The sequence below is a fragment of the Pseudoalteromonas sp. 1CM17D genome (assembly GCF_023161805.1).
Lineage (GTDB): Bacteria > Pseudomonadota > Gammaproteobacteria > Enterobacterales > Alteromonadaceae > Pseudoalteromonas > Pseudoalteromonas atlantica.
On the sequence record NZ_JALNTP010000026.1, the window covers coordinates 1 to 1,050 of the forward strand.

Consider the following 1,050-nt stretch of genomic DNA (forward strand, 5'->3'; position numbering starts at 1 on the left):
CCTAGATTCTAATTGGAAGTGCACCACCTAATTCATTATAGACTTCATTTGGTGTTTTAAATCCTAAACATTTTCTAGGGCGATTATTTAGTTGCTCCTCTACCTTTTTTAATTGCTGATGGCTTACTTTGCTAAAGTTTGTTTTCTTCGGATAATACCTTCTAATTAACCCATTTATTTGCTCTACAGCACCTTTTTCCCAACTGTGATAAGGCTCACAAAAATAAGATTTATTTTTCAAAATGGCTTCTACTTTTTTAAACTCCGTATTTTCAGAGCCATTGTCATAAGTTATCGATAAACAAGAGCTTGGTGGGTAAATAGATAGTTTTTTACATATTGCATTCGATGTCGCTAGAGCTTTTTTAGATGATAATTTAGTGATGTGACACACTCTAGAAACTCGTTCAAGTAACACATTCAGCGCACATTTTCTGTCGCTAGATTCAACAGAGTCACTTTCCCAATGCCCAACGTTTTTTCTGAGATTAATGTCATCTGGTCTGTCTAAAATACTACATCTTTGACCCCAAACTGTTTTCGTTTTACGGGTTGGATATTTTTTCTTACGCTTTTTATGTTGCCTAGCTAAATATACAATAAGTGATGTTTCATTCTTGTATATATATTGATAAATGGCCTCGTGAGATACGCTGGGTAAGGTTTTATCAAATTTTATTCGTCCAGCTATGATCTCAGGACTCCACCCAAGTTTGAGTTTATCTGCCACATAGCGTTGAGCTTCAACAGACTTAAGCTTAACTCGCTTAGCTCTCTCCCTTACCCTTACTTCATAATACATTTGAGCTGGATGAGGGTAATAAGTTGGTACGTAATAATCATATTTATTACGCTTTAGCTCTCGGCTAATAGTGCTATGTGAGCGATTTAATAATCGGCTCACCTCACGTATTGATTTTTTTTGGTAATGATACCACTCAAATAAACGACAACGTTCAAAGTTAGATAAATGTGAATATTGGGTACCCATGGCACACCTCCTGAACTTATAGTTTAGTAAAGGTGGTGCACTTCGACCTTGAATCTGGC

1 protein-coding gene is annotated in these 1,050 nt (G+C 36.1%); it reads right to left on the reverse strand.

Going from position 1 to position 1,050, the window contains the following annotated elements:
• Nucleotide 1: 1 nt before the first annotated feature.
• Entirely contained in the window at nt 2-991 is a 990-nt protein-coding gene (locus MSC25_RS20245; protein WP_039972569.1) for an IS30 family transposase, read from the reverse strand.
• Nucleotides 992-1,050 lie beyond the last annotated feature (59 nt).

Coding starts and splice junctions, on each gene's coding strand:
- MSC25_RS20245 (WP_039972569.1), bottom strand. CDS start 991: ATGGGTACCCAATATTCACATTTATCTAACTTTGAACGTTGTCGTTTA.